The sequence below is a fragment of the Achromobacter veterisilvae genome (assembly GCF_037619525.1).
Classification (GTDB): domain Bacteria; phylum Pseudomonadota; class Gammaproteobacteria; order Burkholderiales; family Burkholderiaceae_B; genus Achromobacter; species Achromobacter veterisilvae.
This window is the reverse complement of record NZ_CP148753.1, coordinates 1,659,316-1,681,175: the sequence shown is the minus strand read 5'-3', so window position 1 is coordinate 1,681,175 and position 21,860 is coordinate 1,659,316. Positions and strand designations below refer to the sequence as shown.

Sequence of the window (21,860 nt, the reverse complement as noted above, 5' to 3'; positions counted from 1 at the left end):
GGCCGTCAGCGCCAAGCGGGAGAGGCTGAGATGGACACAACAAACAAGCTCCAGCTAACGCTGGATGCCAGTACCCGGGTCCTGACGGCAAGCTACACGCCGCCGCCTCAGCCCGGCCCAACGGCCGAGCCGGCCGAGCCCGCCCTTCCCGGCCCGGTGGCAGGCGGCGATGCGGCCGTCGATGGCGATAACGCCGGCACCGCGCCCGCCGACCCGGCCGCCGAAGCGCCCCCCTTCAATCCCGATCTGCCCACCTGGGACACGCTGGCCGCCGCCGCGGTCGCCCAGGGCTGGAACGCCGATGCGCTGGACAGCCAGGCGGTCCTGGCCTTCATCGGGCAATGCCGCAACGCGCTGGAAACCGTCTCGGGGCCGGTCGGCATGGTCGTCGACGGCAGCTTCGAAGTGGAGCTGGGCGCCGACCGCATGTCGGCCCTGCTGACCCTGCATCCGCCCAAGGGCGGCCAGCCCGTCGCGCTGGCGGACGTGCGCCAGACGCTGGCCGACCAGGGCATCGTCCATGGCGTGCTGGAACGCGAGCTGGCCGAGGCCGTCGAAAAGGGCAGCCGGGACACCGTGCTGGTCGCCCAGGGCACGCCGCCCACCCGCGGCACCCCCACCCGCTTCGAAAGCCTGCTGGACCGCCTGAAACCGCGCGGCGAAGACATCGACGAACTGGCCCAGGTGGACTACCGCGACCTCGGCAACCTGCTCCTGGTATCGCCCGGCACGCCGCTGATGCGCCGCGTGCCGCCGCTGCCCGGCGTGGACGGCGCCGACGTGCTGGGCACGCCCGTCCTGCCCGAGGAACTGCCCGATACGCCGTTCGCCAAGGAACTGGCGGGCGTGGAGATCGATCCCGAAGACCCGCTGCTGCTGCGCGCCGCCATCGCGGGCACGCCCACCCTGGTCAGCCATGGCGTGCAGGTGAACCCCATGGTGGAGGTGGACGCCGTCAACCTGTCCACCGGCAACATCAATTTCGAAGGATCGCTGCAGGTGCGCGGCGACATCAGCGCCACCATGGAAGTCCGCGTGACCGGCGACGTGGTCGTCAACGGCACGATGGAGGCCGCGCTGGTGGAAGCCGGCGGCAACGTCACGGTCAAGGGCGGCATCATCGGCACGGCCGAAGCGCTGCAGGATGCCGCCTCCGCCGCGCGCACCGCCCGCGTCGTCTGTGGCGGGGCGCTGCGCGCCAGGTTCATCGCCAACGCGATCGTCAGCGCCGGCAAGGACGTGGAGGTGGAACGCGAGATCCGCCAATGCAACATCGCCGCGGGCGGCAGCATCAATGTCGGCCCGCCCAATACGCAGCAAAGCGCCATCGCCGGCGGACAGGTCCGCGCCCTCCAGGCAGTGCGCGCCGGCACCATCGGCGCCGCGTCCGGCATCCCGACGCTGGTGCAGGCCGGCCTGGACCCGCACGCCGACATCAAGCGTTCGGCGCTGACGCGCAAGCGCCAGACGATGAACGAGGAAAAGGCCAAGCTGGAAAAGCTGCTGGCCTTCCTGCAGGCCAACCCGCAGCGCGCCCCCGGCGACGTGGCCGAACGCGCGCGCAATACCTACGCCAAGTTCAGCCACGAACTGCTGGAACTGGACGCGGAAGAAGCCCAGTTGACGCGCGAACTCCAGCCCCTGCAGACCGCAACCATCGCGGCCTCCAAACGCTTTTGCAGCGGCGTGACGATTCAGCTCGGCAACAAGATGCAGGAATTCCTGGAAGACCAGATCGGCGGCAAGGCCTGCCTGGACGACGGGCAGATCGTCATCCGCTGACGCCGCCGCCGTCGCTACGGCGCCAGTTCCTTGAACCAGGCCCGCGGCGAAACGCCGCGGTCGGGCCCCAGGATCGAAAAGCCGCCGTCCACCGGAATGTCCACGCCCGTCATCCACGACGCCGCGTCTGAACAGGCGAAACACACCGCGGCGGCGATCTCTTCGCCCGAGCCGACCCGCCCCAGCGGATGGAAATGCGCCCCCACGGCGTCCGCGACCTCGCGCGACCCGCCCGACAATTGCTCGACCGACGGCGACCAGGTCCACGCGGGCGACACCGCCAGCACCCGCAAGCCCGCCGGCGCCAGTTCCACCGCGAAGTTCTTGGTGATCTGCAAGAGCGCCGCCTTGGACGCCGGATACAGCGCCCGCCCGGCCGCGCCGAACTTGCCCCCGGTGCTGCCCAGGTTCACCACCACCCCGCCGCGCGGCAGCAGCGGCGCCGCCAGTTGCGTGAAGATGGCCGCCGACACCAGGTTGGTGTCCAGCGTGCGGTGCCATTCCTCGCGGGACGAGGCCAGCCCGCGGTCCGCGTACTGGCAGGCGTTGTTGACCAGGATGTCCAGCCGCCCGAAACGCGCCAGGGCGGCGTCGATGCAGCGTTGTATCTGGCTGTCCTGCCCGATGTCCGTCTCGCAATACAGGGCCCGGCCCCGCAAGTCCCGCTCCAGCGCCCGCCCCGCTTCGGCGTTGCGTCCGACCAGCACCACGTTGGCGCCGGCCGCCGCCAGCCCGCGCGCGATGTCCGCGCCCAGCCCCTGGGTGCTGCCGGTCACGATGGCCGTCTTGCCCGCCACGCCCGGAAAACCTGAGAAATCCATGAGCCGTCCTTGTTCAATCGGGCGCCGCCGCCCAGCGCAGCGCCTGCGCCACCGGGCCGGTCCGCGCGATCAGGCGCATGCTGGCCAGCGAGGCCTCGTGCACCGCCGGGTCCGCCGAAGCGCAGGCATCCTGCGCCACCATCACGTCGAAACCGATATCGGCGGCATGGCGCACCGTGCCCTCGACCACCGAATGCGTGGCGACCCCGGCCACCACCAGCCGGCGCGCGCCCAGTACCCGCAGGGTTTCTTCCAGCGGCGTGCCATAGAAGGCGCTGATGCGCGTGTGCTTCACCACGAATTCGCGCCTGCTGCCGGACAGCGGCTGCAAGCCCTCGTAGAAGGCGCTGCCCCACTGCCCCTCGGCCACCGCGCCGATCGAGGCCACGTTGCGGAAGATGTCGCAATTGGCCAGCAGGTCGGCGTAGTCCGGACGGAAGGCGATGCGCACGTGCACGATGGGCAGCCCTGCGGCCCGCGCCCCCGTCAGCAGCGCGGAGGCGCGCTCCAGCAGGCGCCTGCGCGCCGTCCCGTCCGCGTCCAGCCCGACTCGGATCCTGCCGTCGGGATGCAGCACGTCGTTCTGGTAGTGCAGCGCCAGCACCGTGGCATCCGGCGCCGTCACACGAACCCCTCGAACACGTCGTGCACGTCGTCGCAATTGACCAGGTCCACCCGTTTCATGCGGATGCGCCAGCCCTCGCCCTCGGCGGCCAGCTTGTGGGTATAGCGGCCGGCCAGTTGGCGCGGCTGGCGCTTGCGCCATTCCGTCATCTGGAAGACGGAATGCACCACCAGGTTGCCGCCGGCGTCCACGCCCTCGACCTGCACGCCGCCCACCAGCCGCGCACTGCGCGTGGGCGGCTGCTGCGACCAGTTGCGCGGATGCTCCAGGCGCCGGATGCGCACGTCGCGCAGCATGCGGTCCTCCCAGAACAGCGAGATATGGTCGTAGGGGCTCTGCTGGCCGGGCGCGCGCGGCATCCAGTACATGCCGTCGGCCGTCCACAGCGCCTGCCAGTCGGCATAGCGCCGTTCATCCAGCAGGCGGGCCTCGCGGTACAGGAACTGCGCGATGCGGTGATAGGCGTCGGCCGGCACCTCGGCGGGCGACAGGCCGCCGGTCGAGACGTCGAAATCGAGATCTAGCAGCATGCGCGGTCTCCGGTGGCGGCGGCCGCGCCCGTCGGGGCGGCGCCGGCTTCCATATAGGTCTTCCAGGCGTGGAACTGATTGCGCATCGGCAGTTCGCTGGTGCCGTTCAGGGACACCATGCCGTCGGCGTCGCTGCGGTCGCTGCCGTGGTAGCGGTGCATGCTGACCCAGTCGCCGCCGCGCGTGGCGTTGCCTTCCTGGCAGCGGCTGTAGAGTTCGATATCGTCCGGCATGACGTTGGACGAGGGCGAATTGATGACGTTGGCATACAGCATGGCCCGCCTGAACACGCCGTCCGGCGCGCCCTTGCAGCGGAACGTCTGGATCTCGATCATCGTCCGGTCCACCGCGATGGGACGGATCACGCGGAACTGCTGGAACACGGTGTGGGGCGAGCCGCTGCCGTAGATGACGGTGTTGTGCCGGTTCATGCCCAGGATCTCGCGGGCGCGCGTTTCGCCATAGGCGGCGGCCAGCGTTTCGAAGTGCGCGCGCGACACCGGATCGCGCTCGGCCGCGCCCGGATTGAAGATGCCCTCCATGTAGCCGTGGCCGTTGGCGTAGGCGCGCAGCTCCAGTTTTTCCCAGAACTCGTAGGGTTCGCCGTTGCCGTCCATGATGTGGAGTTCCAGCGGCATCTCGCCAAGCTCCCTGGCCTCGTCGCGGGCCGCCGCGTACGACGATTCGTGCGTGACGCGGGCGTGCATGGTGTCGTGCAGGTTCTCGTAGAAGACCTTCCAGTTCGACCGCTGCATGACGCGGAAGACGCCGCCCGCCACTTCCACCTCGCCCACCGGCGAGCGGTCGCAGAGATTGTCGATGGACGAGCGCACGCCGCCCAGGAATTCCTCCAGCCCCTGCCCTTGCGCCGACTGGCTGGCGAACACGAAGCCGCGGTAGCTTTCCACGCGCGGCAGCCGCCGCATCGAGAACGACGGATCGGCGGGGTCGTAGGAGGTGCCTTCCAGGCCCTGCTTGAGCGGCACGCCCAGATGGCTGCCGTCCAGCTTGAACGTCCAGGCATGGTAGGGGCAGCGGAAGAACTTGCCGGCGCAGCCCTCGCCGTCGGCCACCACCTTCGCGCCCTTGTGGGGGCAGCGGTTGTACAGCACGTGCACGCGGCCGTCGGCGGCGCGCACCATCAGCACGTCCTGGTCGCCCAGCCGGGTGGTGTGGTAGTCGCCGGTCCTGGGCACCTGGCTTTCATGGCCCACGTAGACCCAGGCGCGGCCGTAGATCCGCTGCATCTCCAGATCGAAGATGGCGGGGTCGGTATAGACGCCGCGATGCACGCTGTCGCCGCGCACCATGGCGGCCAGTTGCGTTTCGGTATATGCCATGGCCGCCTCCTATTTGCCTTCGCTGTCTTTCCAGCGCGCCATCAGCGTGTTGGACGGCAAGGTCTCGTCCAGCAGCTTCGCCGCGGTTTCGCGGCCCGCCACCGGCAGCCCCTCGGGGTCCAGCAGGCCCACCTGCACCAGCACGCTGGCCTGGTCCCAGTAGATGTGTTCGTGGTAGAGCTTGTCGCCGCGGAACTTCACGATGGCGATCAGCGGGATCTCCACCGGGCGGCCGGTGGGCGCGACGCCGGGCAGCATCCAGTCGATCTCGGTGGTATGCGTGAAGCAAAACAGGATTTCGTCCACGATCTGCGTGGCGCCCACGGTGCGTGACAAGGGCACCAGGCGCGTATCGGGCGGGTTGCCGTTGACGAAATGGTGCTGGTAGAAGCGGCTGAGTTCCTTGTGGCCCACGCCCCCGGTCATGGTGGGGATATGGTTCACATAGGGCTCGGCCACCATGGTGGCCATCGTGGCCGCCACGTCGCGCGTGCCGAACTCGTATTCGCAGTGCTTGTCCCACAGGTACGAATAGTCGAACTCCGGCCCGATGGCGCGCTGCAGCGCGGCCATGCTGCGCTGGTGCGCCATCAGCGCGGAGGGCTTGTCGTAGTGGTCGCCGCCCGTGCGCGCGAACGCGTGGTCCACGCCCGGGTAGACGTAGAGTTCCACGCCGGGCTTGCCGCCCAGCGCCTTGAGGATGCGCTCGCGCGCTTCCGGCGGACAGAATCCGTCCTGCTCGGCGATGTGCAGCACCAGCCGGCCGCGCAGCCCGGCGGCTTCGTCCAGGCTGTCTTCGATGCCCACGCCGTAGTAGCCCACCGCCACGTCCACGTCGGTGCGGCAGGCGGCCAGGTAGGCCAGCTTGCCGCCCAGGCAATAGCCCAGCACGCCCACCCCGCCCTGCTGTTCGGGCAGCTCGCGCAGCGCGGACACGGCCGACGCGATGTCGCGCAGGCCCAGTTCCACGTCGAAGCCCTTGTAGAGTTCGAAGGCGCGCGGCATGTCGGCGGGGCCGTCCGTCAACTGGATGCCCGGCTGCTGGCGCCAGAACAGGTCGGGCACCAGCACCACGTAGCCCTCCTCGGCCAGCAGTTGCGCGGCGCGGCGCATAAAGCCGTTCACGCCGAAGATTTCCTGGCACAGCACCAGGCCCGGTCCCTGTCCGGACGCCGGCACCGCCAGATAGGCGCCGAAGGATTTGCCGTCGTGCGCGGCGACCGTCACGTCGCGCGTCGTAATGCTGGGGGTCATGCGTGTCTCCTGGTTGCGGGCATGCGCCCTACTTCATCCGGCAGGAAGCGGCGAACGGGTCCTGGTACTGGGTCAGCACCGTGCCCGACAGCTTGTTGGACAGCTTGCCCCCCGCGCCCGCCTCGACGATGCGCAGGTAGTAGTTCTGCACCGGATACTGATTGCCGTTGAACTTGAAGTCGCCCCGCACGGACTTGAAATCCGCGCGCCTCAGGGCGGGCCGCAGCGCGTCCGCGCCCAGCTTGCCGCCAGTCTGGCGCACCGCGCTGTCCAGCAGCATGGCGGCGTCGTAGCCCTGCGACGCGTACAGCGTGGGACTGCGCTTGTAGGCCTTGGTGAAATCCTCGACGAACTTGCGGTTGGCCGGGTTGTCCAGGTCGGCGGCCCATTGCGACGTGTTGCGCAGGCCTTCGATGGGCGCGCCGACGGCGGCGATCGTGTCCTCGTCGCCCGAGAAGCCCGGCGCCAGCAGCGCGATTTCCTTGGCCAGGCCCGCGCCGTTGAATTGCTTGATGAAATTCACGCCCATGCCGCCCGGCAGGAAGAAGAACACCGCGTCGGGCTTGCTGGCGCGCAGCCGCGTGATCTCGACGCCGTAGTCCAGTTGGCCGAGCTGGGTATAGATCTCCTCGGACAGTCCGCCCTTGTAGAGCCGCTTGAAGCCGTTGAGCGATTCGCGGCCGCCGGGGTAGTCGGGCGCGATCAGCGCCACGCGCTTGTAGCCCTGGTCGGCTGCGTACTTGCCCATCGCGGCCGGGATGTCCTCGTTCTGCCAGGCGACCGCGAAGAAATTGGGATTACAGCCCGCGCCGGCGTAGTTTTCCGGTCCGGTATTGGTGCTCAGGTAAATGGTCCCCGATTGCAGGATGGCGGGCATGACGGGCAGCAGCACGTTCGAAAACACGATGCCGGTCATGACGTCCACGCGGTCGCGCCTGAGCAGGCGCTCCACCGCCTGGCGGCCGGTGTCCGCCTTCTGCTGGTCGTCCGCCACCACCACCTCGGCCGGCAGCCCGCCGAGCTTGCCGCCCGTATGTTGCAGCGCCAGATTGAAGCCGTCGCGGATTTCGTTGCCCAGCGCCGCCCCGGGCCCGGACAGCGTGGTCAGCAGGCCGATCTTGATCTTGTCGGCCGCCGACGCGTTCGCCACGGCCGCCATACAGGCCAGCGCCGCCAGCGCGCGCCGGCCCCATAGGTTTCGATTCATGAGCCGCCCCGTCCATGTAGTGTGCGCATGGCCCTAGATTAGGCCGGCGGGGCCGGCCGCTCTATCCGATTACGCGCAGTCTTATCCGGGATTCACTTAATTCCAAGCGCCGGCCGTTTAAATTACCCTGGCCGGAGATACGGGAGGGTTCCCGTCCCGGAGGCATGCATGCATGGCTGGTCACGACTCACGCTGGCGCCCCTGCTGAAACGGCGCGTCTTCAGCTCCACCCAGCAGGACGAAACGCGGACGCTCGTCTCCGAAGCCCTGAAAGAGCATCGCCTGACCTGGAAGGGCGGCCGCGTGGACGCGGAGCTGAACCGGGCCCGCTTCGGCTCGCTGACGGTCTGTACTTTGCGCTACGGCGCCGAAGTCCACATCGAACCCGACAGGCTGCAGGATTTCATGCTGGTGCAGGTGCCCCTGCGCGGCCGGGCCTGTATCGAATGCGGCGGCGACCGGGTCGACGCCGACCCCGACTGCGCCGCCGTCATCGCCCCCAACCGCCCGCTGCGACTGCACTGGGAAGCCGGCTGCGAGCAGCTACTGCTGAAGATCCCGCGCGGCAAGATCGAGGCCATCGGCCAGCGCGCCTTCGGCGAGACCGCCGCCGGCCCGCTGGACTTCAGCCCCGCGCTGCGCTTGGACACCCCCGTCGGCGCCGCCTGGTGCAGCATGATGGCAAGCCTGATCCACCTGCTGCCCACGCTGGACGACGGCGCCCCCCGCCCTCCCGCCGCCTGGCTGGAACACCTGGAAGACACGCTGGTGCTGCACCTGCTCTACAACCAGCCCAACAGTTGGCGGTCGCGCGCGGGCCTGGCTCCCACCGTCCCGCGCCGCCTGGCGCAGGCCGAGTCCTACATGCGCGAGCACCTGTCCGCCCCCCTGACCCTGATCGACATCGCCCGCCATGCCGGCGCCAGCGCCAGCGCCCTGACGCGGCTGTTCCAGGAACACCGCGACACCACCCCCATGAACGCCCTGCGGGCGCTGCGGCTGGATACGGCAAGGCAGAAGCTGAAGGCCGGCGCCGGCGCCAGCGTGACCGAGGTCGCGCTGGGCGTGGGGTTCGGGCATCTGGGACGGTTCTCGGAGTACTACCGGGAACGCTTCGGAGAACTGCCGCGCGAGACGCGGCGCGTGGCGGGGTGAATGGCGGGTGCCGGGATGCAGCGGGAGTCTTCCCGGAGGCAGGTGTCAGACACCCGTACGGCAAGGCGCTGCAAGCTTGAAGCAATGCATCCGGGTGTCTGACACCAATCGTGGCGAGAACGTCTTCTCGCGGTTGGTGTCAGACACCCGGCAACACCTCTTCAAGCCGTACCGCCATCTCGTATGGGTGTCTGACACCTGGCATGGAACAGCGCGCAGCGTCATCGCCGGATGCCGCAGGAGTCTCCCCGGCCGCAGGTGTCAGACACCCGTACGGCAAGACGCTGCAAGCTTGAAGCAATGCATCCGGGTGTCTGACACCAATCGTGGCGAGAGCGTCTTCTCGCGATTGGTGTCAGACACCCGGCAACACCTCTTCAAGTCGTACCGTCATCTCGTATGGGTGTCTGACACCTGGCATAGGACAGCGCGCCGCGTCATCGCCGGATGCCGCAGGAGTCTCCCCGGCCTCAGGTGTCAGACACCCGTACGGCAAGGCGCTGCAAGCCTGAAGCAATGCATTGGGGTGTCTGACACCCATCGTGGCGAGAGCGTCTTCTCGCGGTTGGTGTCAGACACCCGGCAACACCTCTTCAAGCCGTGCCGTTATCTCGTATGGGTGTCTGACACCTGACCATAGGACAGCGCGCAGCGTCATCGCCAACCGCAAGACGCCGCGTAAGCCCCACGAGGCCGCCCGCGCGGCCGGCATGGGGCGGGCATCGCAAGATACTCCACCACCTCCCCACCCGCGGCGAGAATCCTAAGCACACCGCCCGTCCCAGCGAACGTCAGATTGCAACTGAAAGAGCCCGTCGCGTCGGGGGCCTGGGGTGCGCGGGGAGTCGATAAGCCCGAGGGAATCCGAAGGAGTCGCCGAAGGCGAGGACGAGGATGACGAGGGGGCAGTCCGGAGCGAAGGCTCCGGACCGCAATCGTTGACCCGCGCGCCCCAGGCCCCCGACGCGACGGGCGTCTCAAGAAACCCGACGCAGGTACAAAATGGCCATCCTTGCAACGCAAGAAGCCGCGATCACCGCGCCGGCACCACCGCCGTGACTTCAATCTCCACCTTGGCCCGGTCCTCGACCAGATCCGCCACTTCCACCGCCGTCATCGCGGGGAAATGCCGGCCGATGTACTCCCGGTAGTGCTTGCCGATGGCGGGGTACGCCGCCACGTATTCTGCCTTATCGGTCACATACCAGGTCATCCGGACGATATGTTCGGGCCTGGCTCCCCCTTCCGCCAGAATCGCAACGATATTCGCCAGCGTCTGGCGCACCTGCTCGGCCAGGTCGTCCGTCTCGAACTCCTGCTGGCCATTCCACCCCACCTGCCCGCCCACGAAAACGAGCTTGCTGCCCACCTCCATCTCGGTGAGCACGCCATTCGAATAGCCCCGAGGCGCCATCCAATCCGGCGGTTGCAGAATCTTCATAACGTCATCCTATTTTCAAAAAAACAAACTACAGGGCGATCCCCGCCGCTCAGGCCGCGGGAACCAAATAAGCCTGCATGCGTTCCCGCAGATCCGCAGGCAGTGGCATGGACTTCATCGTCCGCAAATCCACCGTCACGATCGTCAGCGTCGCCGACAGGCGCAACTGCCCGTCCGGCCCTTCGAACTTCACCAGCACCTTGAACGACGCGCCGCCGATACGCTGCACCTCCAGCACCTGGCGCAAGCGTTCGTGCCAGCGGCTGGGCGCGCTGAAATCGCACTGCACCGACGCCGTCGGTGTACCGATATGCCGCTCCACGTGCAATGCGTGGAACGGCAGCCCCATGCCCTTGTCGAACCACTCCTCGACGAAGTCGTTGATCATCTCGAAGTAGCGGGGATAGAAGACGATGCCCGCCGGGTCGCAATGGCGGAAACGGACTTCGACCTGGCTGATGAAGGGAGCTGCCATGGGGATTCCTTATTGCCTGTTCATGCCATCTTGCGCAGCGCGAAGCGCTGCAGCTTGCCGGTTTCGGTGCGCGGCAGCGCCTCCACGAACTCGATGGCGCGAGGGTACTTGTAGGGCGCGATGCTGGTCTTGACGAACTGCTGCAGGGCGGCGGCCAGTTCGCTGCCGGCCTCGTAGCCCGGCTTGAGCACCACGAAGGCCTTCACCACCTGGCCGCGCTCGTCGTCGGGCGCGCCGACCACGCCGCATTCGGCCACGGCTTCGTGGCGCAGCAAGGCGTCCTCGACTTCCGGGCCTGCAATGTTGTAGCCCGAGGAAACGATCATGTCGTCGTTGCGCGCCTGATAGAACAGATAGCCGTCGTCATCCTGCAGGAACGTGTCTCCGGGGAGATTCCAGCCGTCCTGCACGAAGCGGCGCTGGCGCTCGTCGGCCAGGTAGCGGCAGCCGGTGGGGCCCTTGATGGCCAGCCGGCCCACCGTGCCGTTGGGCACCGGCTTCATCTCGTCGTCCACGATCCGGGCGATGTAGCCCGGCACCACGCGGCCGATCGCGCCGCGGCGCACCGATTCGGGCGGGCTGGACACGAATACGTGGATCATTTCCGTGCCGCCGATGCCGTCGATCATCTCGATGCCGGAGGCCTGCTTCCAGAGCTGGCGCGTGGCGTCGGGCAAGGCCTCGCCGGCGGACACGCTCTTTTTCAGCGAGGAAATATCGAACTTGCCGACCAGGGCGGCCATCTGCCGGTAGAAGGTCGGCGCCGTGAAAACGATGGTGGCGCGGAAATCCTGGATCAGCTCCAGCAGGCTTTCCGGCGACAGCTTTTCGGCCAGCACCGTGCTGGCGCCCACCCGCAGCGGAAAGCACAGCAGGCCGCCCAGGCCGAAAGTGAAGGCCAGCGGCGGCGTGCCGCAGAAGATATCGTCCGGCCCGGGCTGGATGACGTGCTTGGGGAACAGGTCGCACATCGCCAGCACGTCGCGGTGGAAATGCATGCAGCCCTTGGGCGCGCCCGTGGTGCCGCTGGTGAAGGCGATCAGGCAGACGTCGTCGGCGGCCGTGTCGCAGGCGTCGAAGGCGTCGGGCTTGGCCGCGGCCAGCGCGTCCAGCGCCTCGGGCGCCGCGTCGTTGAAATACATGACCTTCGACAGCGCGGGGCAATGGTGTTCGTGGCCGGGCTGCACGCAGAAATCCGCCTCTTCCCGCAGGCGGATGTCGCACAGCACCGCCTGGACCTGCGCCTTGTCGATGATCTGCTTGAGTTCCTTGGCCCGCAGCAGCGGCATCGTGGGCACGGTGACCAGGCCCGCCTTGACCGCGGCCAGCCAGGACGCGGCCATCATGGGATTGTTCGGCCCGCGCAGCAGCAGGCGGTTGCCGGGCACGAGGCCCATGTCCTCGGTCAGCACGTGGGCGATGCGGTTGCTCAGCGCGGCCAGCTCGCGGTAGGTCATCGCGGCGGGCTTGCCGTCCTGGCGCCAGCGCAGCGCGGGGCGGTCGCCATGGCCGCGCTCGACCATGGCGTCCACCAGTTCTACGGCGCAATTGAAGCGCTTGGGATAGGCCACGTCGGGGCCGTCGAGCAGGAACTCTGGCCATTGTTCGCCCGGGGGCAGATTGTCCCGGGCGAAAGTGTCGATGTGGGCGGATGCTTCCATGGAATTCCCCTTGGCTATGCGGTGTTGTTGCTTGCCTGGACGCCGGAGCTCGATGGCCCCTTTACGCCTTCAGCAGTTCACGGGCGATGATCAACTTCTGCACTTCGGTGGCGCCTTCGTAGATACGCAGCGCTCTGATTTCCCTGTAGAGCTTCTCCACCGGCATCCCCGACACCACGCCCGCGCCGCCGAACATCTGCAGCGCGCGGTCGATCACGGTCTGCGCCGATTCCGTGGCCGTCATCTTGGCCATTGCCGCTTCGCGCGTGGTGCGCAGCTTCTGCACGTCGCGCATCCACGCGGCGCGGTACGTCAGCAGCGCCGAGGCGTCGATGGCGGTCGCCATGTCGCCCAGCGCGGCCTGCGTCAGTTGCAAGTCGGCCAGGGTCTGGCCGAACATGCGGCGCGACTTGGCGCGCGCCAGCCCCTCGTCCAGCGCCCGGCGCGCGAATCCCAGCGCGGCGGCCGCCACCGAGGCGCGGAAGATGTCCAGCGTCATCATGGCCAGCTTGAACCCCTGGCCCGCGTCGCCCAGGCGGTGCGACACCGGGATGCGGCAGTTGTCGAAGGTGATCGTGGCCAGCGGATGCGGTGCGATCAGGTCGATGCGTTCGCTGACTTCGAATCCGGGCGTACCGGCGTCCACCACGAAGGCGCTGATTCCGCGCGCGCCGGGGGCTTCGCCGGTGCGGGCGAACACGCAATAGAAGTCCGCGATGCCGCCGTTGGAGATCCAGGTCTTGGCCCCGTTGAGCACGTAGTGGTCGCCGTCCAGCGCGGCCTCGCACGACAGCGCGGCCACGTCCGACCCCGCGTCCGGCTCGGACAGCGCAAAAGCGGCGATCGCATCCCCGCTGGCCACGCGCGGCAGGTAGCGCTGGCGCAGTTCGTCGGAGCCCATCAGCGAAATGGCGCCGCTGCCCAGCCCCTGCATGGCGAAGGCGAAATCCGCCAGCCCTTCATGGCGGGCGAAAGTCTCGCGCAGGATGCAGACGGAACGGGAATCCACCTCGGGCAGCGCGCCGCCCCAGGCGCCGCCGGGGCCGCCCGCGACCGCGTAGCGCAGCCAGCCGGCCTGGCCCATGGCCTTCACCAGTTTCTTGCAGGCCGCGTCGGCGTCGTGGTGATCGACCTCGCCCAGCGCTTGCCCGCACCAGGCGTCGACGTCATGCGCCAGCTTGCGGTGCGCGTCTTCGAAAAAAGGCCAGTCCAGCCAGCTTGCGTCGCGCATTGTCAGTTCCCCTCGAAGACCGGCTTCTGTTTGGCCACGAAGGCTTCGTAGGCGCGATGGAAATCGCGCGTCTGCATGCAGATGGCCTGGGCCTCGGCTTCGGCCTCGATGGCCTCGTCCACGCCCATGTTCCATTCCTGGTGCAGCAGTTTCTTCGTGACGCCATGGGCGAAGGTCGGGCCGGCGGCCAACTGCGCGGCCAGCTTGTTGGCGGCGTCGGCCAGCGTCTCGGACTCATGCAGGGCGTTGAAGAAGCCCCAGTCGGCGCCCTCTTCCGCCGTCATGGCGCGGCCCGTGTACAGCAATTCGGATGCGCGGCCCTGCCCGATCATGCGCGGCAGCAGCGTGCAGGCGCCCATGTCGGCGCCGGCCAGGCCCACCCGCGTGAACAGGAAGGCGGTGCGCGCCGCCGGCGTGCCCAGGCGCAGGTCCGAGGCCAGCGCGACCATGGCGCCCGCGCCGGCGCAGACGCCGTCGACCGCGGCCACGATGGGCTGCGGGCAGGCGCGCATGGCCTTGACCAGGTCGCCCGTCATGCGCGTGAAGTCCAGCAGTTCGGGCATGGACATCCTGGTCAGGGGGCCGATGATTTCGTGCACGTCGCCGCCGGAGCAGAAATTGCCGCCCGCGCCCGTCACCACCACGACCTTGATGTCGGTGGCGTACACCAGCGAACGGAACAGGTCGCGCAGCTCGGCGTAGGAGTCGAACGTCAGCGGATTCTTGCGTTCCGGACGATTCAGCGTGACCGTGCCGATCTTGCCGTCGGCCGACACCTGCCACAGGAACGTCTTCGCCTGGTAGCCGGCGAACGGACGCTTGTGGTGCTTCATGGTGTGCTCTTCGGGCTGGGTGCTCATGGTGTCTCCATTCGTGGATCTTCAGGGTGGGTGGAGCGCCGGCCTCAGCCGGTCATCACTTCGCCGCCGTCGACGGCGATGGCCTGGCCGTTGACCGAGGCCGAGGCCGGCAGCGCCAGCCAGGCGACCGTCTCGGCCACTTCCTCGGGCTGCACCAGGCGGCCTTGCGGGTTGCGTTCGGCCAGCTTGGCGCGGGCCGCTTCCGCGGTCATGCCGGTCTTGTCGACGATGTTCGAGACCGCGCCGCGCACGATGTCGGTTTCGGTGTAACCGGGGCAGACGGCATTGACCGTGACGCCCTTCTGCGCGGTCTCCAGCGCCAGCGACCGGGTCAGCCCGACCACGCCGTGCTTGGCCGCGCAATAGGCGCTGACGTAGCCGTAGCCGACCAGGCCGGCGGTGCTGGCCACGTTGATGACTCGCCCCCATTTTTCCTTCAGCATGCCGGGCAAGGCGGCCTGGATGCAGTGGAACGTGCCGGTCAGGTTGACTGCGATCATGGAGTTCCACAAGGCGGAGTCCGTGCGGTCGAAGCGTTCGCTGACCGCCTGGCCGGCATTGTTCACCAGCACCAGCACCGGCCCGAACTCCGCTTCGGCCTGGGCGAAGGCGGCCCGCACCGAGGCCTCGTCCGCGATGTCGGCGCTGACGGCCTGCACCTGGCCGAGGCGGGCCAGGCTGTCGGCCGCGGCGTCCAGGGCCGCGCCGTCGCGGCCCAGCAGCGTGACGCGGGCGCCGCGCTGCAACAGCGCCCGGGCGCAGGCCAGCCCGATACCGCGGGCGCCGCCCGTCACCAGGGCGTGGCGCCCGGCCAGGGGAAGCGGGGTTGCGTTCATTTGATGTCCAGTTGCGCCATGGCGGCGGCGCGTTCGAAGTTGGTTTCCAGTTGGCGCTTGCCGGCGAAGTACTGGCTCGGCCACGTTACGTCACGGTAGCCCACCCGCGCCGCTTCGCGTAGCGTCCAGGAGGCGTCGGCCAAATGGGGACGCGCCAGGGCGCAGAGGTCCGCGCGGCCCGAGGCGATGATGCCGTTGGCGTGGTCGGCCTCGAAGATGGCGCCCACCGCGATGGTGGGGATGCCGGCCTCGTTGCGCACGCGGTCCGCGAACGGGGTCTGGAACATGCGGCCGTAGACCGGCTTTTCTTCCTTGCTGACCTGGCCGGACGAGCAGTCGATCATGTCGGCGCCGGCCGCCTTGAAATGGCGCGCGATTTCCACCGCGTCGTCGGCCGTGATGCCGCCTTCGACCCAGTCGCTGGCGGAGATCCGCACCGACATGGGCTTGTTCTCGGGCCACACGGCGCGCACGGCGCGGAATACCTCCAGCGGGAAGCGCAGGCGGTTTTCCAGGCTGCCGCCGTATTCGTCGGTACGATGGTTGGTCAGGGGCGAAATGAAGCTGGACAGCAGGTAGCCGTGGGCGCAGTGCAGCTCCAGCCAGTCGAAACCGGCCTGCCCGACACGGCGCGCCGCGGCGACGAAGTTGTCGCGCACCTCGTCCATGTCGGCGCGCGTCATGGCGCGCGGCGTCTGCGACACGCCTTCGATGTACGGCAGGGCGGACGCCGAGACCAGCGGCCAGTTGCCTTCGGCCAGCGGGTGGTCGATCTTCTGCCAGCCCAGTTGCGTGGAGCCCTTGCGGCCGGCGTGGCCCAACTGTATGCCGATGCGGGCGTCGCTGTTGCCGTGCACGAAATCGACGATGCGGGTGAAGGCCTGGCGTTGCTCGTCATTCCACATGCCGGGGCAGCCCGGGGTGATGCGGCCGTCCGGCGACACGCAGGTCATTTCCACCATGACCAGGCCGGCGCCGCCCATGGCGCGGGCGCCCAGGTGCACCAGGTGGAAGTCGCCCGGCACGCCGTCGGCGCAGGAATACATGGCCATCGGCGACACCAGGATGCGGTTCTTCAGCCGCACGCCGCGCACCGTGTAGGGCGTCAGCATGGGCAGCGCCGGACGCTCGCCCGGCGCCGGGGCGGCGCCCGCGTGCTCGGCGATCCAGCGCTCGAAGCCTTCCAGCCAGGCGGGGTCACGCAGCCGCAGGTTCTCGTGCGAGATCCGCTGCGAGCGGGTCAGGAGCGAATAGGCGAACTGCTCGGGCTCCAGGTCGGCGTAGCGCGCCACGTTCTCGAACCATTCGGTGGAGTTGCGGGCGGCGTTCTGGATCTTCAGAACTTCGACGCTGCGCACTTCCTCGTAGTGCTTGAGGCCGTGCTCCACGCTGCCTTCCGCGCCGCTCAGGCAGCGCGCCAGCTCGATCGCGTCCTCCAGGGCCAGCTTGGTGCCGGAGCCGATGGAGAAGTGGGCGGTGTGGGCGGCGTCGCCCATCAGCACGACCGGCACGCGGCGCTGGCCGCGCGCGGTTTCCAGCGTGTTCCAGTGGACCCAGGTATTGCAGATGACGCGCGGGAAGCGGATCCAGATGGCCGAGCCGCGCAGGTGCGACGCGTTGCTGATCAACGCATTGCCGTCGAGCCACGGCGCGAACAGTTTTTCGCAGTAGGCGATGCCCTCCTCCTGGCTCATCTGTTCGATGCCGGCGGCCTGCCAGGTTTCCTCGGGCGTTTCCACGATGAACGTGGACATGCCGTTTTCGTAGCGGTAGGCATGCGCCTGGAACCAGCCGTGTTCGGTCTGGACGAAGGCGAAGGTGAAGGCATCGAACACTTTCTTGGTGCCCAGCCAGACGAAGCGGCAGCGGCGCTGGTCAATGTCGGGATGGAAGGTGTCGGCGTAGCGGGTGCGGATCTGGCTGTTGATGCCGTCCGAGGCGATGACCAGGTCGGCGTCGTATTCGCGGGCGATGGCCTGGTCGTCCTGGACGAAGTTCTCGAACACCAGTTTGACGCCCACTTCCTCGCAGCGCGCCTGCAGGATGTTCAGGAGCTTCTTGCGGCCGATGCCGATGAAGCCATGGCCGCTGCTGCGCATGCTGCGGCCCTTGAAGTGGATGTCGATGTCGTCCCAGTGGTTGAAGGCGTCGCCGATGGTCTGGGCGGAAACGGGATCGGCGTCGCGCAGGTTCTGCATGGTGGCGTCGGAGAACACCACGCCCCAGCCGAAGGTGTCGTACGGGCGGTTGCGCTCGATCACGGTGACTTCGTTGCCAGGGTTCTGCAGTTTCATGAGCAGACCGAAATACAGGCCGGCGGGGCCGCCGCCGATGCAGGCTATTTTCATTGCCGTATACGCTCCGTGGTACGCGACAACCGCTCGATGTTCCGGGAGCTGGGGGCCGCAGAGATTTAAACCTTGATAGTTTAGGCTTGAAATATATACCTGACGGGGGAGGGTTGCAAATGGGGAAAGTATCTAGATCGGTTTGGGTTTTAAATGGGGACGAACTTGGATTGCTTGCTGTTGGGGGGGAGGGTTCTTGTGCCGCCCGTCCGGCGCTCTCTGCTGATGTGAGAGCGCCGGGTGTCTCAAGCGAGCCAGGTGTCCAGAGTGCCAGGTGTCAGACACCCATACGGGATGACGGCGGGCGCTGACGCAATCTTCCCGGGTGTCTGACACCGACCAAGATCCCATTTGCCCGCGGTTGGTGTCAGACACCCGGCAACACCTCTTCAAGCCGTGCCGTTATCTCGTACGGGTGTCTGACACCTGGCATCAAGGAGTCGCCGAAGGCGAGGACGAGGATGACGAAGGGGGGGGCCGGAGCGAAGGCTCCGGATCGCAATCGTTGACCCGCGCGCGCCAGGCTCCCGACGGAGCGCCGGGTGCCTCAAGGGAGCCGGGTGTCTAGAGTGCCAGGTGTCAGACACCCGTACGAGATGACGGCGGGCGCTGATGCAATCTTCCCGGGTGTCTGACACCGACCGAGATCCCATTGCCCGCGGTTGGTATCAGACACCCGGCAACACCTCTTCAAGCCGTGCCGTTATCTCGTACGGGTGTCTGACACCTGGCCATAGGACAGCGCGCAGCGTCATCGCCAACCGCAAGACGCCGCGTAAGCCCTAGGGCAGCCGCCCGCGCGGCCGGCATGGGGCGGGCGACGCAAGATACTCCACGAGTGCCAGGTGTCAGACACCCGTACGAGATGACGGTGGGCGCTGACGCAATCTTCCCGGGTGTCTGACACCGACGGAGATGCCATTGCCCTCGGGTGGTGTCAGACACCCGGCAACACCTCTTCAAGCCGTGCCGTTATCTCGTATGGGTGTCTGACACCTGGCATATCTCCCCCCCAACAGCGCGCAGCGTCATCGCCGACCGCAAGACGCCGCGTAAGCGCCCTAGGGCAGCCGCCCGCGCGGCCGGCATGGGGCGGGCGACGCAAGATACTCCACGAGGGCCAGGTGTCAGACACCCGTACGAGATGACGGTGGGCGCTGACGCAATCTTCCCGGGTGTCTGACACCGACCAAGATCCCATTGCCCGCGATTGGTGTCAGACACCCGGCAACACCTCTTCAAGCCGTGCCGTTATCTCGTATGGGTGTCTGACACCTGGCATATCTCCCCCCAACAGCGCGCAGCGTCATCATCAACCGCAAGACGCCACGTAAGCCCCACGAGGCCGCCCGCGCGGCCGGCATGGGGCGGGCATCGCAAGATACTCCACCACCACCCCACCCGCGGCAAGAACCCTAAGCACGCCGCCCGTCCCAGCGAACGTCAGATTGCAACTGAAAGAGCCCGGCGCGTCGGGGGCCTGGGGTGCGCGGGGAGTCGATAAGCCCGAGGGAATCCGAAGGAGTCGCCGAAGGCGAGGACGAGGATGACAAGGGGGAAGTCCGGAGCGAAGGCTCCGGACCGCAATCGTTGACCCGCGCGCCCCAGGCCCCGACGCGACGGGCGTCTCAAGAACCGACAGACGCCTCAAGAACCCAAACAAATCGCCGCAAAAACCAAACCCCTACGGCCTCCCCCGTAACCACTCTTCCAGGTCATCCGCCGGCAACGGCGGCGAAAACAGGAACCCCTGCCCGGCCGCGCATCCCTGTTCGATCAGGAACCGGCGCTGCTCTTCGTTCTCCACGCCCTCGGCCACGACCGGCAGGCTCAGGCTCTCGCCGATGCGGATGACGGCGCTGGTCAGCGCGCGGGCCGCGTCGTCGCTTTCCAGCCCCTGGACGAAACTGCGGTCCAGCTTCAGTTCGTCGACGATCAGGCGGCGCAGGTGTCCCAGGCTGGAATAGCCGGTCCCGAAATCGTCCATCGACAGGCGCACGCCCAACCGGTGCAGCTCGGCGATCGTCCGCAGGGTGCCGGCCGTGGCGTCCAGCACCACGCCTTCGGTGATCTCCAGCATCAGGTCCGCCGGCGCCAGGCCGAACTCCGCGAGGATGGCTTCTATCATCCGAGGCAGGTTCAGGTTGTGGAAGTTCGTCGCCGACAGATTGACCGACACCGACGGCACCCGCAGGCCCTTGCCGCGCCAGACCGCCAATTGCGAACACGCCTCGCGCAGGGCCCAGTCGCCCAGGCCGCCGATCAGCCCGCACTCCTCGGCCAGGGGCACGAAGCGCGCGGGGGAAATGTCGCCCAGCGTCGGATGCCGCCAGCGGGCCAGCGCCTCGACTCCGTACAGGGTGCCGTTCTTCAGGCCGACCTGCGGCTGGTAGTGCAGGCGCAGCGCCTTTGCCTCCAGCGCGTCGCGCAGGGCGGCTTCCAGCGCCAGCCGTTCCTGCGCCTGGCGGTTCATCTCGGCGCTGAAGAAGGAAATGCGGTTGCGTCCCGCCGTCTTGGCCTGGTACATCGCCATGTCGGCGTGGCGCAGCAGCGTGTCCATGTCGCGCCCGTTCTCGGGAAACACGCTGATGCCGATGCTGACCGACGGGTTCAGGGTGATGCCGCCCACCGAGAACGGCTGGGCCAGCGCCACCAGGACGTGCTCGGCCGCCGCGGTCAGGCGGCCGTGCTCGAAGTCCGGCATCAGCATCACGAATTCATCGCCCGACAGGCGGCCCACGATATCGCTCGCCCGCGCCAGCCGGCGCAGGCGCTGGGCCACGTCGCGCAGCAAGGCGTCGCCGATGGGATGGCCCAGGGTGTCGTTGACCTGCTTGAAGCGGTCCAGGTCCAGGAACAGCACCGCCACGCGCTTGCGCTCGGGTTCGGCGCGCGCGATGGCCTGCTCGGCCTGCGCCAGCAGCAGGTTGCGGTTGGGCAGGCCCGTTAGCTCGTCGTAGAAGGCCAGTTGGCGGATGCGGGCGCGGGCCTCTTCGCGCTCCAGCGCCAGGGCGCACAGGTACACGCAGACGTCCACCAGCCGATGGTGGAAGTCGTCGGGCAGGCGGCGTTCGCGGAAATAGAAGGCGAACGTCCCGATCACCCTGCCGTCGCTGGACTTGATGGGCGAGGACCAGCACGCCTTGATGTCCTCCGGCAGCGGCAGGTCGCGATACCCGTCCCACAGCGGATCGGTGGCGATGTCCGGCACGATGACGGGCCGGCCGAGGAAGGCGGAGGTGCCGCAGGCGCCCACTTGCGGACCGATGGCCGCGCCGTCCAGCGCGTCGGCGTAGGCGGCGGGCAGGCTGGGCGCCGCCAGCGGCCGCAACAGGCCCGCGTCGTCCACGCGCAGCACGCTGGCCGCCACTTCGGGCGCCAGGCGCTCCACTTCGCGGCACACCATGTTCATGACCTCGACCACCGAGGCCTCGTTGACCATGGCCTGCAGCACGCGGCGTTGCAGCACCTCGTGCACCTTGGTGGGCGTGATGTCGGTCAGCACGTCCACGATGTTGACCAGCGCACCGCGGTCGTCGAACACCGAGTTGGCCATCACGGACACCCATAGCGGCCGCCCCGCCCGGTCGTAGACCAGCACGTCCTTGTGATAGCCCTCGCGGCAGGCGATGCGGCGGTCCAGCTCTTCGCGCGTGCCGCCGTCCTGCCTGCCGCCGGCCAGCAGTTCGCCCAGTTCCTGGTCCACCGCGTCGCCGCGGGAGAATCCCAGCATGCGCTGGAAGCCGTCGTTCACGTAGACGACGCGGCCGTCCCGCCCCGACACCGCGACGGCGTTGCCGGTTTCGTTGATGCCCAGGAGCAGGAGGCGGATCTCCTCCTGGCGCTCGGCGTCCGCGATGGAGCGCCGGGAAATGACCGTGATGCGCGCGACCTCGCCGGCTTCATCGCGTATGGGCAGGTACGTGGCCTCGATCCACAGGAAGCCGCCCGCCTTCGTGCGGTAGCGGCAGGTGCCCGAAAAATGCCCGCCGCCCAGCAGCCGCGCCCAGACCTGTTCGCCGCCGACGATGCCCTTGCCTTCGTCCAGGCTGTCGCACAGCATGTCGTGGCGCAGGGCCAGGGCCTCTTCGCGGGAATACTCCACCGCGGCCAGGAAATTTTCATTGGCGTTCGACAGGAAGCCGGCCACGTCGAAGTCGAACAGCAGCAACGCCCGATCCATCGACGTCAGGTAATTGCCCGCGCTCCAGGCGGCGCCCTGGGGCCCCGCGGCGGAAAGGCCTGGATGAGAATCAAGCATATGGGGCTCCATGCCGGATGACAGCGGATCCGG

The 21,860-nt window shown here is 68.0% G+C and carries 16 protein-coding genes; 2 read left to right on the top strand and 14 right to left on the bottom strand.

What is annotated here, in order from left to right; translation table 11 throughout:
- The first annotated feature begins 30 nt into the window (after positions 1-30).
- Positions 31-1,782: a FapA family protein gene (locus WHX56_RS07780; RefSeq protein WP_338880923.1), complete on the top strand. Its 1,752-nt coding sequence runs from the start codon at positions 31-33 to the stop codon at positions 1,780-1,782.
- A 14-nt stretch (positions 1,783-1,796) separates the two neighbouring features.
- Here the strand turns inward: WHX56_RS07780 and WHX56_RS07775 are convergent, their stop codons facing one another.
- From WHX56_RS07775 to WHX56_RS07750, 6 genes are read right to left on the bottom strand one after another with little or no spacing between them, the layout of a single operon-like run.
- Positions 1,797-2,603, bottom strand: coding sequence for an SDR family oxidoreductase (locus WHX56_RS07775; protein WP_287752267.1), 807 nt, complete (start codon positions 2,601-2,603; stop codon positions 1,797-1,799).
- A gap of 13 nt (positions 2,604-2,616) precedes the next feature.
- Entirely contained in the window at positions 2,617-3,228 is a 612-nt protein-coding gene (locus WHX56_RS07770) for an isochorismatase family cysteine hydrolase (RefSeq protein ID WP_338880922.1), read from the bottom strand.
- On the bottom strand, positions 3,225-3,758 hold the full coding sequence (locus WHX56_RS07765) for an aromatic-ring-hydroxylating dioxygenase subunit beta (protein ID WP_129241592.1): 534 nt from the start codon (positions 3,756-3,758) through the stop codon (positions 3,225-3,227). Before WHX56_RS07765 ends, WHX56_RS07770 begins: the two co-directional genes overlap by 4 nt.
- Entirely contained in the window at positions 3,749-5,098 is a 1,350-nt protein-coding gene (locus WHX56_RS07760) for an aromatic ring-hydroxylating dioxygenase subunit alpha (protein WP_338880921.1), read from the bottom strand. Before WHX56_RS07760 ends, WHX56_RS07765 begins: the two co-directional genes overlap by 10 nt.
- Positions 5,099-5,107: 9 nt before the next feature.
- Positions 5,108-6,352 carry a dienelactone hydrolase family protein gene (locus tag WHX56_RS07755; RefSeq protein ID WP_129241590.1) on the bottom strand — a complete coding sequence of 415 codons (1,245 nt, stop codon included), beginning with the start codon at positions 6,350-6,352 and terminating at the stop codon, positions 5,108-5,110.
- Positions 6,353-6,380: 28 nt separating this feature from the next.
- Positions 6,381-7,559 (bottom strand): ABC transporter substrate-binding protein, encoded by a 1,179-nt coding sequence (locus tag WHX56_RS07750; RefSeq protein WP_287752259.1) that lies wholly within the window; start codon positions 7,557-7,559, stop codon positions 6,381-6,383.
- Positions 7,560-7,727: 168 nt separating this feature from the next.
- On the opposite strand from WHX56_RS07750, the gene WHX56_RS07745 reads away from it, so the two are divergent.
- The gene (locus WHX56_RS07745; RefSeq protein WP_338880919.1) at positions 7,728-8,714 is read left to right on the top strand and encodes an AraC family transcriptional regulator; all 987 of its coding nucleotides are present in this window, start codon (positions 7,728-7,730) and stop codon (positions 8,712-8,714) included.
- Between the two features lie 1,033 nt (positions 8,715-9,747).
- Here WHX56_RS07745 and WHX56_RS07740 read toward each other — a convergent pair.
- The 8 genes from WHX56_RS07740 to WHX56_RS07705 all read right to left on the bottom strand — a co-directional run bounded on the left by WHX56_RS07740 (position 9,748) and on the right by WHX56_RS07705 (position 21,827).
- Entirely contained in the window at positions 9,748-10,155 is a 408-nt protein-coding gene (locus WHX56_RS07740; RefSeq protein WP_129241587.1) for a RidA family protein, read from the bottom strand.
- Between the two features lie 49 nt (positions 10,156-10,204).
- Positions 10,205-10,630, bottom strand: coding sequence for an acyl-CoA thioesterase (locus WHX56_RS07735; RefSeq protein WP_129241586.1), 426 nt, complete (start codon positions 10,628-10,630; stop codon positions 10,205-10,207).
- Between the two features lie 20 nt (positions 10,631-10,650).
- Entirely contained in the window at positions 10,651-12,291 is a 1,641-nt protein-coding gene (locus WHX56_RS07730; RefSeq protein WP_338880918.1) for an AMP-binding protein, read from the bottom strand.
- A gap of 61 nt (positions 12,292-12,352) precedes the next feature.
- Entirely contained in the window at positions 12,353-13,522 is a 1,170-nt protein-coding gene (locus WHX56_RS07725; protein ID WP_338880917.1) for an acyl-CoA dehydrogenase family protein, read from the bottom strand.
- 2 nt (positions 13,523-13,524) lie between these two features.
- Positions 13,525-14,382, bottom strand: a complete 858-nt coding sequence (locus WHX56_RS07720; RefSeq protein ID WP_338880915.1) for an enoyl-CoA hydratase family protein — start codon at positions 14,380-14,382, stop codon at positions 13,525-13,527.
- 44 nt (positions 14,383-14,426) lie between these two features.
- On the bottom strand, positions 14,427-15,218 hold the full coding sequence (locus WHX56_RS07715; protein ID WP_129241582.1) for an SDR family NAD(P)-dependent oxidoreductase: 792 nt from the start codon (positions 15,216-15,218) through the stop codon (positions 14,427-14,429).
- Positions 15,215-17,566, bottom strand: a complete 2,352-nt coding sequence (locus tag WHX56_RS07710) for a bifunctional salicylyl-CoA 5-hydroxylase/oxidoreductase (protein WP_129241581.1) — start codon at positions 17,564-17,566, stop codon at positions 15,215-15,217. Before WHX56_RS07710 ends, WHX56_RS07715 begins: the two co-directional genes overlap by 4 nt.
- Before the next feature lie 1,684 nt (positions 17,567-19,250).
- Positions 19,251-21,827, bottom strand: a complete 2,577-nt coding sequence (locus tag WHX56_RS07705; RefSeq protein ID WP_244235049.1) for a sensor domain-containing protein — start codon at positions 21,825-21,827, stop codon at positions 19,251-19,253.
- Between the last annotated feature and the right edge of the window lie 33 nt (positions 21,828-21,860).

Coding starts and splice junctions, on each gene's coding strand:
- WHX56_RS07765 (WP_129241592.1), bottom strand. CDS start 3,758: ATGCTGCTAGATCTCGATTTCGACGTCTCGACCGGCGGCCTGTCGCCC.
- WHX56_RS07750 (WP_287752259.1), bottom strand. CDS start 7,559: ATGAATCGAAACCTATGGGGCCGGCGCGCGCTGGCGGCGCTGGCCTGT.
- WHX56_RS07780 (WP_338880923.1), top strand. CDS start 31: ATGGACACAACAAACAAGCTCCAGCTAACGCTGGATGCCAGTACCCGG.
- WHX56_RS07735 (WP_129241586.1), bottom strand. CDS start 10,630: ATGGCAGCTCCCTTCATCAGCCAGGTCGAAGTCCGTTTCCGCCATTGC.
- WHX56_RS07705 (WP_244235049.1), bottom strand. CDS start 21,827: ATGCTTGATTCTCATCCAGGCCTTTCCGCCGCGGGGCCCCAGGGCGCC.
- WHX56_RS07760 (WP_338880921.1), bottom strand. CDS start 5,098: ATGGCATATACCGAAACGCAACTGGCCGCCATGGTGCGCGGCGACAGC.
- WHX56_RS07740 (WP_129241587.1), bottom strand. CDS start 10,155: ATGAAGATTCTGCAACCGCCGGATTGGATGGCGCCTCGGGGCTATTCG.
- WHX56_RS07715 (WP_129241582.1), bottom strand. CDS start 15,218: ATGAACGCAACCCCGCTTCCCCTGGCCGGGCGCCACGCCCTGGTGACG.
- WHX56_RS07775 (WP_287752267.1), bottom strand. CDS start 2,603: ATGGATTTCTCAGGTTTTCCGGGCGTGGCGGGCAAGACGGCCATCGTG.
- WHX56_RS07755 (WP_129241590.1), bottom strand. CDS start 6,352: ATGACCCCCAGCATTACGACGCGCGACGTGACGGTCGCCGCGCACGAC.
- WHX56_RS07720 (WP_338880915.1), bottom strand. CDS start 14,382: ATGAGCACCCAGCCCGAAGAGCACACCATGAAGCACCACAAGCGTCCG.
- WHX56_RS07725 (WP_338880917.1), bottom strand. CDS start 13,522: ATGCGCGACGCAAGCTGGCTGGACTGGCCTTTTTTCGAAGACGCGCAC.
- WHX56_RS07745 (WP_338880919.1), top strand. CDS start 7,728: ATGCATGGCTGGTCACGACTCACGCTGGCGCCCCTGCTGAAACGGCGC.
- WHX56_RS07730 (WP_338880918.1), bottom strand. CDS start 12,291: ATGGAAGCATCCGCCCACATCGACACTTTCGCCCGGGACAATCTGCCC.
- WHX56_RS07710 (WP_129241581.1), bottom strand. CDS start 17,566: ATGAAAATAGCCTGCATCGGCGGCGGCCCCGCCGGCCTGTATTTCGGT.